The sequence below is a fragment of the Longimicrobium sp. genome (assembly GCF_036280135.1).
GTDB lineage: Bacteria > Gemmatimonadota > Gemmatimonadetes > Longimicrobiales > Longimicrobiaceae > Longimicrobium.
Genome location: NZ_DASURI010000155.1, coordinates 1 through 9,147, shown reverse-complemented (window position 1 = coordinate 9,147; position 9,147 = coordinate 1). Strand labels below are relative to the sequence as shown.

Genomic DNA, 9,147 nt, shown 5'->3' with positions numbered 1-9,147 from the left:
GCACTTTCGCACTTTCGCACTCCCGCACTCCCGCACTCCCCATCCATCGAACAATCGTCCGCTCGCTTGACAACGCCATGGCGCGGCGGGCACTTTCACCTCATGACCCTGGATTCGCAGACGGCTCCCGCGGACGATCTGCTGGAGCGCTTTCGCGCCGGCCAGCGCACCGCGCTCGCCCGCGCCATATCGATCGTCGAGAACACGCGCCCCGGCTTTGAGCGCGTGCTGCACGCGCTGCACGCCGACATGGGCCGCGCGCACCGCATCGGCGTCACGGGGCCGCCGGGAGCGGGCAAGTCCACGCTCACCTCCAAGCTCGCCCTGGAGCTGCGCAAGCGCGACGAGCGCATCGGCATCGTGGCCGTGGACCCTTCGTCGCCGTTCACGGGCGGCGCGCTGCTGGGCGACCGCATCCGGATGACCAACATCTCCACGGACCCGGGGATCTTCATCCGCAGCATGGCCACCCGCGGCCACCTGGGCGGCCTGGCCACGACCACCAAGGAGGTCGCGGACCTCATCGACGCCTACGGCTACGACCGCGTGGTGCTGGAGACGGTGGGCGTGGGGCAGAGCGAGCTGGAGATCGCCCGGACGGCGGACACCAGCGTCGTCGTCCTGGTCCCGGAGTCCGGCGATTCGATCCAGGCCATGAAGGCGGGGCTGATGGAGGTGGCGGACGTGTTCGTCATCAACAAGGCCGACCGCCCCGGCGCCGACCGCCTGGCGCAGGAGCTGGAGGTGATGCTGCACATGCGCCTGGGCGAGATGCCGCGAAACGCCGGGCACCACGGCGTCTCGCTCAAGTCCGTGCAAAAGGCCGCGCGCGAGGGCGTGCAGGCCAAGGCCGAGCAGACGGGCGACTGGGCCATCCCCGTCCTCAAGACGACGGCGCAGTCCGGCGAGGGGATCGACGAGCTGGCCCGAACGCTGGACCGGCATCGGGTGTATCTGGAGGATTCCGGCGAGCTGAGCCGCCGCAGGCAGGCGCGGCTGGCCGAGCGGGTGCGGGCGGTGGTGGAGCGCCGGTTGCAGCGGCTGGCCTGGGAGAAAGGTCCCGGCGAGGAGATCCTCTCCGGGTCGCTGCGGGCGCTGGAGGCGGGCGAGGTGTCGCCTTACGCCGTGGCGGACCGGATCGTGAAGGAGCTTGGGGTCCAGCCCCGTTAACCGAGATGCGTGACCATGAGCGTCGTTGAGCACAACGTTCCGCCGGCGGACCTGCTGGAGCGGATCCGCGAAAAGGAAAAGGAGCTGGAGTCCCTGCGCGCCGGCCTGGCCGCCTGGGAGGGCGCCCTGGAGCGCGCCGGCCAGCGCGACGTGAGCTTTACCTCCGTCTCCGGCGCCGAGGTGGAGCCGCTCTACACGCCCCTGGACCGGCCCGCGCCGTCGGCCGAGGAGGCCGCGTACTACAACGCGCGCGTGGGCATGCCCGGCGAGTTCCCGTTTACGCGGGGTCCGTACGGCACCATGTACCGCACGCGGCTGTGGACCATGCGCCAGTTCGCCGGCTTCGGCACGGCGGAGGAGACCAACGCGCGCTACCACTTTCTCCTGGGCCGCGGACAGACGGGGCTGAGCGTCGCGTTCGACTTTCCCACGCTCATGGGCTACGACAGCGACCACCCGCGGTCGCTGGGCGAGGTGGGCAAGTGCGGCGTGGCCATCAGCTCGCTGGACGACATGGAGACCCTGTTCGACGGCATTCCGCTCGACCAGGTGTCCGTCTCCATGACGATCAACGGCCCGGCCATCATCCTGTTCTGCTTCTACATGATCGCGGCGGAGCGGCAGGGCGTGCCGTTTCACAAGCTGCGCGGCACGGTGCAGAACGACATCCTCAAGGAGTACCAGGCGCAGCACGCGTGGGTGTTCCCGCCGGAGCCGGCCCTGCGCCTGATCGAGGACATGTTCGAGTGGGCCTCGAAGAACGCGCCCAAGTACAACCCCATCTCCATCAGCGGGTACCACATCCGCGAGGCGGGGAGCACGGCCGTGCAGGAGCTCGCGTACACGCTGCGCAACGGCCTGGAGTACGTGCGCCGGGGCGTGGAGCGGGGGCTGGACGTGGACGACTTCGCGCCGCGGCTGAGCTTCTTTTGGGACGTGCACAACGACTTCTTCGAGGAGATCGCCAAGTTCCGCGCCGCCCGCCGCATCTGGGCGCGGCACCTGCGCGACGACTTCGGCGCGAAGAACCCGGAGAGCTGGCGCCTGCGCACGCACGCGCAGACGGCCGGCGTGACGCTCACGGCGCAGCAGCCGGAGAACAACATCGTGCGCGTGGCCTACCAGGCCATGGCGGCGGTGCTGGGCGGCACGCAGTCGCTGCACACCAACTCCATGGACGAGACGCTGGCGCTCCCCACGGAAAAGGCCGTGCAGATCGCCCTGCGCACGCAGCAGGTGCTGGCGTACGAGACGGGGGTGCCCAACACCATCGACCCGCTGGCCGGCTCGTACTACGTGGAGGCGCTGACCGACCGCATGGAGGCCGAGGCCGAGGCCATCTTCGCCGAGATCGACAAGCTGGGCGGCGTGGTCCCGGGCATCGAGGTGGGCTACTTCCAGCGCGAGATCGCCCGCAGCGCCATGCGGCAGCAGCTGGAGATCGAGCGGGGCGAGCGCACCATCGTGGGCGTGAACGAGTTCACGGTCGAGGGCGAGGAGCTGGAGATTCCCCTGCTCAAGATCACGGAAGAGGCGGAGCTTCGGCAGCGCGAGCGGATGGCCGCCATGCGCCAGCGCCGCGACCAGGGCAAGGTCGATGCGGCCCTGGAGCGCCTGAAGGAATCCGCCCGCGGCACGGAGAACGTGATCCCGGCCATGCTGGACGCCGTGCGCGAGTATGCCACGCTGTACGAGATCCGCGCGGCCATGGAAGAGGTCTTCGGCGCCTATCAGGAGCCCGTGTTCTTCTGATCCACGGCGTCGGCGACGACACGGGACGGATGGCGGTGGGGCCGGGGATAGCGCATTCCCCGGCCCCACCGCCGTTCGATCCTTTCCACGAACGAATCGAGACCTGACATGAAGCATCTAGTTTTCGCGATCCTCGCCGCCGCGGGCCTGGGCGCATGTTCTCCCAATGCACAGGTGCCGGCGCCCCAGGCACCCGCCGCGAGTGCATCGCTGGACCAGCCGTTCCCCCTGCACGTGGGGAGCCGGGCGACGGTCGCCGGCGCGGACGTGACCGTGCGCTTCGAATCGGTGGCCAGCGACTCGCGCTGTCCCACGGGCGTGCAGTGCGTGTGGGCCGGCAACGCCGTCGTGCGGGCGGTGCTGTCGCAGGGCAACAAGGCCTTTGGCGCCGAGCTGAACACCACGCTGGAGCCGAAGTCGGTCCGGTACCTGGACTACCAGGTGGCGCTCGTTTCCCTCACGCCCCAGCCCGCCCAGGGCAGCGCCATCGACCCGTCGCGGTACGAGGCGACGTTCGTGGTCACCCGCGCCGCGCAGTAGCGGCAGTCACCGACGCGAACGCGGACGAGGCCGATGGTTGCGCATCCATCGGCCTCGACTCGTTGAATCAGTTCGGTCCTCGTCTCCCATCCGGGTGAGGAGATTGATTTCCTGAGGGAGCGCCCGCGCAGACCCTGCTCGTCCACACGCCTCGGGGCGCGACCGAAGGATCTCCTTCGCATGGCAGGGAGTCAGGTTCTGACCTGGGTCCTTGCGTGGCAGGCGAGATCCTTCAGCCGGCGCCCGAGTTTCCCCAATCGTCAGGTTCCTGGCGGCGCCTCCCTCAGGAAATCGACCATGTACGAATCCGGCGATCAGCCGCCGCGCTGCGAGCGGTAGGCGGCCAGCTCGGCCAGGCGCGCGCGGCTCATCTCCTCCAGCGCCTGCTTCCACGACGGACGGTAGGGACGAAGCGTCTCCACGAGCGTTTCCGTGATCGCCAGGTTGCGGAACCACTTCCGGTTCGCGGGGACCACGTACCACGGCGCCACGTCCGTGCTGCACCGGCTGAGCGCGTCCTCGTACGCCTCCTGGTACGCGTCCCAGTGCTCGCGCTCGCGCCAGTCGCCGGCGGACAGCTTCCACGCCTTGCCCAGCTCCTGCTCGCGCGCCAGCAGCCGCTCCTCCTGCTCCTTCCTGCTGATGTGCAGGAAGAACTTGAGGACGATGGTGCCGTTGGCGGCCAGCAGCGACTCGAACGCGTTGATCTGCTCGTAGCGCTGCTTCCACACGTCGCGCGGAACGAGATCGTGCACGCGCACCACCAGCACGTCCTCGTAGTGCGAGCGGTTGAACACGCCGAACATCCCCAGCTCCGGCGTGACCCGGTGCACGCGCCACAGGAAGTCGTGCGCCAGCTCGTGCTCCGTGGGCACCTTGAACGACTCCACGCGGCACCCCTGCGGGTTCAGGTTGGCCATCACGGCGCGGATGGCCCCGTCCTTTCCGCTGGTGTCCATCCCCTGCAGGATCATCAGCACGCTGTTGCGCCCGGCCGCGTACATCTCCTCCTGCAGCGTGTCCAGCTCCGCGTTGAGCTCGGCGAAGCGGGCGTGGCCCGCGGCCTTGTCCAGCCCGGCCGTTTCGCCGGCGTCGTGGTCCTTGAGCTTTACGTGGCTGCCGGGCGTTACGCGGTGCGTGTAGGGCATGGTCAGGTCCGGTGCGGGTGATCCAGGTGAACGGTCCCGATGGCGGAAAGGGACGGGCTGCTGTCCGTGCGGTGGCGTGAAGTGGACACTTGAAACAACGCGTGTTTCGTTGTACACTTCCCGTCGCAAACCTGAACACGGAGGGGAGCCATGGCCGTCAAGAAGCGCCTGCCCAAGATCCAGCCTTCGGTGCTCAAAAGCAATCTCGACCCGGTCAAGGTGCGCGAGGCACTCCTTGCGTTGCGTGCCGCCCACGAGGAACGGGAGCGGCAGGCACGGGCACGCAACCGGTAGCGCTTCCCCGCGGGCCCCGGGCCCGTGCCGCAGGTTCACCTCGGGACCGGAGGCTCGCGGAGCGACATGCGTCAGACGTATGCAGATCAGGTGTTCATCAATTGTCCGTTTGATGAACAGTATCGTCCCTTGTTCCAGGCGCTGGTGTTCGTCGTCCATGCCTGCGGGATGACTGCTCGGACGGCCCTGGAGGCGGATAACGGGGCGGAGGTGCGGATCGAGAAGATCGTCCGCATCATTCGGGAATGCTGCCACAGCATCCACGACATCTCGCGCGTGGAACTGGATGCCGATTCCGGGCTGCCGAGGATGAACATGGCGTTCGAGCTGGGCCTGTTCCTGGGCGCTCAACGATTTGGGGAGAGACGCCAAAAGAAGAAGACCTGCATCATCTTCGACCAGGAGCGATACCGGTATCAGAAGTATCTTTCCGATATCGCCGGACAGGACATCCGGGCGCACAACGGGAGCGTAGTCGAGCTCATCCGGGCGGTGCGCAATGCGCTTGCAACAACGCTGCCTTCCGACGTCCTGCTTCACTCCGGCGCAACGATGGCCGAGCGCTACGCGCGGTTCCAGCGGGAGCTGCCCGTGCTGTGCTCCATGCTCGGCATGGATCCGTCCGATTTGGGCTATCGAGATCTTGCATCCCTGGTATCCCAGTGGCTGGAGGTAAACTCGGGTCCCCGGCTCCAAGCCGCCTAAAACCATTCCCATTCTGCGTCATCGCCGGGCGTTCGTCTCGGACACGTCCTGCTCCGCGGGTATTCGCGTTCGGAGCCGTGCGCTGGTGCGGGGAGCGCCTGTGCGTCACTGCGCCGCCCATCTAGCTCTTTCCTTTCCGCCCGCTTCAGCTCTCGACTGATCCAATGACCCACCATCCCGCCGCTGACCTGCCGATCGTCGAACGGGCGCGGGCACACGGGGCGCGCACGGCCGTCGTGGCGCCGGAGGGCGCGTTCACGTACGCGCAGCTGCTGGACGCGTCCGCGCGGGTGGCGGCGGCGCTGCTGGACGGCGCGGCGGACCTGGCCGAGGCGCGCGTGGCGTTCCTGGCGCCGCCGGGGTGGGACTACGTGGCCGTGCAATGGGGGATCTGGCGCGCGGGCGGCATCGCCGTGCCGCTGGCCGTCTCGCACCCACCCGCGGAGCTGGCGTACGTCATCCGCGACGCGGACGCCGCCGTGGTCGTCGCGCACCCGGAATTCGTCGAGGTGCTGCGGCCCCTCGCGGACGCCGACGGGCGGCGGTTCATCACCACGGCGGACGCGCTGGGGGCGGAGGCCGGGCCGCTGCCGGTCGTCGACGAGGCGCGTCGGGCCATGATCGTCTACACGAGCGGCACCACGGGGCGCCCCAAAGGTGCCGTGACCACGCACGCCACCCTGCGCGCGCAGGTCACGTCGCTCGTGCGGGCGTGGGAGTGGACGGCGGACGACCGCACGCTGCTGGTCCTTCCGCTGCACCACGTGCACGGCATCGTCAACGTGCTGGCGTGCGCGCTGTGGGCCGGCGCGGAATGCGGGATCCTGCCGCGCTTTGACGCGGACGAGACGTGGCGGGTGATCGAACGGGGCCGGCTGACGCTGTTCATGGCCGTGCCCACCGTCTACGCGCGGCTGATCGCGGCGTACGACGCGGCGGAGCCGGAGCGCCGGGCGCGCATGGGGGCCGGGTGCCGCGCCATGCGGCTGATGGTGAGCGGATCGGCCGCGCTGCCCGTGCGCACGCTGGAGCGCTGGCGGGAGATCAGCGGGCACGTGCTGCTGGAGCGCTACGGGATGACGGAGATCGGCATGGCGCTGGGCAATCCGCTGCATGGCGAGCGGCGGCCCGGTTTTGTCGGCCGGCCGTTTCCCGGCATGGACGTGCGGCTGGTGGACGATGACGGCGCGCTCGTGCAGCCCGGCACGCCCGGTGAGGTGGAGGTGCGCGGCCCGAACGTGTTCCTGGAGTACTGGCGCCGCTCCGAGCCCACGGCGGAGGCGTTCCGCGACGGCTGGTTCCGCACGGGCGACGTCGGCGTGGTGGAGGACGGGTACTGGCGGCTGCTGGGCCGGCGCAGCGTGGACATCCTCAAGACGGGCGGCTTCAAGGTGAGCGCCCTGGAGATCAAGGAGGTGCTGCGGACGCACCCCGCCGTCGCGGAGTGCGCCGTCGTGGGCGTACCGGACGAGGCGTGGGGCGAGCGCGTCTGCGCGGCCGTGGAGACGGCGCCGGGCGCGGTGCTTTCACTCGAGGCGCTACGGGCGTGGGCACGCGAGCATCTGGCGCCCTACAAGCTGCCGCGCGCCCTGTGCATCGTGGACGCGCTGCCGCGCAACGCCATGGGCAAGGTGGTCAAGCCGGAGGTGGCAAAGCTGTTCCCTTCATCCGAGGAGGCTCAATGACGCTTGCGTTCGTGCTGTGGGTCAAGATCGTGGCGACGGCGCTGCTGTGGGCCGGCCCCCTGCTGCTGTTCCCGGCGAGGTGGCTGCACCGCCTGGGTTATCCCAAGACGCAGCCGGCGGTGTTCACGCGCCTGCTGGGCGCCGCGTTCACGGCGCTGCTCGTGGGCTACGTCCTGGGGCTGCGGATGCTCCAGGACGTACCGAGCACGTACCCGCGAAACACGGTCATTGTCGGGGCGGTGAGCAACGGGTTGGCGTGCGCCATCCTGCTCATCTACGGGCTGAAGGGCGCGTACGCGGAGTGGGGGCGCCCCGCGCGGTTCGCGATGTGGCTCTCCGCCGGCATCACGGGATTCGTGACCGTGGGGCTGCTGACCACGCGCTGAGCAGTGGGCGACCAGGCATCCCCTCTCCTACCGCATCCGCATGAACACTGCACCTCGGCACTGAACTTCCCGCCCTGGCAAGCACCCAGTCCAACCTTCGGGGCCGCACGCATCCGGGGCGGTGGAGTTCGTGAGTGCCCCTGGATAGAAAGTCAGAGCCAGGCTCGTGCGTGGAGGCGTGCCCCGTGCGAGCGCCCCCTCCGGGCTCGCGGAGCTCGCCCACCTCCCCCAAAAAACCCTGGGGGAGGTTGTACGGCGCGGCTTTCATCCCACAGGGTGCGCGCAGCGCCGCAGGATTCAGAAAGACGACCGCTTTCCGGATCCGGTCTCACGGAGCCGTAGCGGCGGCAGGCTCGAAGAGGTAGACGTGGCCGTACAGGTCCACCAGCCGCAGCCGGCTGTCCCGCAGTGTCCACACGAACGACTCGGCCACCTCCCCGTCCCCGTCAAAGAACGTGAGCCGGTCGCCCTCCACGCGGTAGGGCGCGGAGTTGTGCGTCGTCCTCTCCCTGCCTTCGTAGGTGGAGCGGATGCGCATGGTGACCCGCCCGTCGTCGCCGAACGCGTATGCCACCTCCATCGCGGTGATGTCGGAGATGTGCGTCCAGGGCGCGGGAAGGTCGCGTCCGTTCAGCTGGACGGCGTTCCACGCGCCTCCACTCCACGGATCGCCCGCGACGACCGCTTCGCGCGCCAGCTGGTACACGTTCGCGCTCCGGTCGTGCAGCCGCAGCGTGTCGCCCTGCCGCTCCCAGCAGAACCGGGCCAGCGTGTCGCGTCCCGACTCGTCGAGGACGTACAGCGAATCACGCACGGTCACGTACGTGCCGCCCACCCGCTGCGCGGATTGGCCGTCGGAGGAGGTGGACCTCTGCGACATGTTGACGTGCCCGTCCTCGAACCAGTACGCGGCACGGTCGATGGTCACCCAGCGCTGCATGGGGGAGGGGGTGGGGAGCGCGCGGCCGTTGATGCTGACGACGTCGTATCGGCCCTCCACCTGCGCGGCGGCGGGGACGGCGGCCAGCGCGGCCAGCAGCAGGAGCGGGGTGGGGAAGATCGAGCGCATGACGGGCCTCATGAAGGCGGGGGAAGCGGATGAAGGTCCTTGCCGGGCCGTGAGCTACGGGCGCTCGAACTCGTAGACGTGGCCCCGCACGTCCACCAGCCGCAGTGTGCTGCCGCGCCGCGTCCACACGAAGTCCTCGTCCACGGAGCCGTCCTCGTCCAGCAGGCTGAGCCGGTCGCCGTCCACCCGGTACGAGGCGCGGTCGTCCTCCTCCATCTGCTCGCCGCGCGCGGTGCCGCGCAGGTGCGCCACCGCGCGTCCGTCCGCGCTGAACTCCAGCGTCATGCGCGTCATCGTGACCTCGGGGTCCATGGGCCACGGGGCGGGAAAGTCGTGCCCGTCGAGCTGCACGCCGTTCCACGTGCCCGGTTCCCACGGGTCGCCGGCCAGCACGGGCT

10 protein-coding genes are annotated in these 9,147 nt (G+C 69.4%); 7 read left to right on the top strand and 3 right to left on the bottom strand.

Annotated features, from left to right (window positions below; genetic code table 11):
* Nucleotides 1-102 precede the first annotated feature (102 nt).
* From meaB to VFZ20_RS04725, 3 genes are all read left to right on the top strand, one after another.
* Nucleotides 103-1,170, top strand: coding sequence for a methylmalonyl Co-A mutase-associated GTPase MeaB (gene meaB, locus VFZ20_RS04735; protein WP_329682683.1), 1,068 nt, complete (start codon nucleotides 103-105; stop codon nucleotides 1,168-1,170).
* Between the two features lie 15 nt (nucleotides 1,171-1,185).
* Nucleotides 1,186-2,922, top strand: coding sequence for a methylmalonyl-CoA mutase family protein (locus tag VFZ20_RS04730; protein ID WP_329682682.1), 1,737 nt, complete (start codon nucleotides 1,186-1,188; stop codon nucleotides 2,920-2,922).
* Nucleotides 2,923-3,030: 108 nt separating this feature from the next.
* Nucleotides 3,031-3,462, top strand: a complete 432-nt coding sequence (locus VFZ20_RS04725; protein WP_329682681.1) for a hypothetical protein — start codon at nucleotides 3,031-3,033, stop codon at nucleotides 3,460-3,462.
* 314 nt (nucleotides 3,463-3,776) lie between these two features.
* On the opposite strand, the gene VFZ20_RS04720 is transcribed toward VFZ20_RS04725, so the two are convergent.
* Entirely contained in the window at nucleotides 3,777-4,610 is an 834-nt protein-coding gene (locus tag VFZ20_RS04720) for a polyphosphate kinase 2 family protein (protein WP_329682680.1), read from the bottom strand.
* A 150-nt stretch (nucleotides 4,611-4,760) separates the two neighbouring features.
* Here VFZ20_RS04720 and VFZ20_RS04715 point away from each other — a divergent pair, with 150 nt between their 5' ends.
* From VFZ20_RS04715 to VFZ20_RS04700, 4 genes are all read left to right on the top strand, one after another.
* Nucleotides 4,761-4,904, top strand: coding sequence for a hypothetical protein (locus VFZ20_RS04715; RefSeq protein ID WP_329682679.1), 144 nt, complete (start codon nucleotides 4,761-4,763; stop codon nucleotides 4,902-4,904).
* Nucleotides 4,905-4,970: 66 nt separating this feature from the next.
* Nucleotides 4,971-5,609 (top strand): hypothetical protein, encoded by a 639-nt coding sequence (locus VFZ20_RS04710; RefSeq protein ID WP_329682678.1) that lies wholly within the window; start codon nucleotides 4,971-4,973, stop codon nucleotides 5,607-5,609.
* A gap of 164 nt (nucleotides 5,610-5,773) precedes the next feature.
* Complete coding sequence (locus VFZ20_RS04705) at nucleotides 5,774-7,294, top strand: acyl-CoA synthetase (RefSeq protein ID WP_329682677.1); 1,521 nt, start codon at nucleotides 5,774-5,776, stop codon at nucleotides 7,292-7,294.
* Nucleotides 7,291-7,680, top strand: a complete 390-nt coding sequence (locus tag VFZ20_RS04700; RefSeq protein WP_329682676.1) for a hypothetical protein — start codon at nucleotides 7,291-7,293, stop codon at nucleotides 7,678-7,680. The genes VFZ20_RS04705 and VFZ20_RS04700 overlap by 4 nt, the downstream gene beginning before the upstream one ends.
* 328 nt (nucleotides 7,681-8,008) lie before the next feature.
* On the opposite strand, the gene VFZ20_RS04695 is transcribed toward VFZ20_RS04700, so the two are convergent.
* Both VFZ20_RS04695 and VFZ20_RS04690 read right to left on the bottom strand, forming a co-directional pair.
* Entirely contained in the window at nucleotides 8,009-8,749 is a 741-nt protein-coding gene (locus tag VFZ20_RS04695) for a hypothetical protein (RefSeq protein WP_329682675.1), read from the bottom strand.
* A 54-nt stretch (nucleotides 8,750-8,803) separates the two neighbouring features.
* Nucleotides 8,804-9,147 (bottom strand): hypothetical protein (locus tag VFZ20_RS04690; protein ID WP_329682674.1); only part of this gene is annotated, 344 nt, incomplete at its 5' end.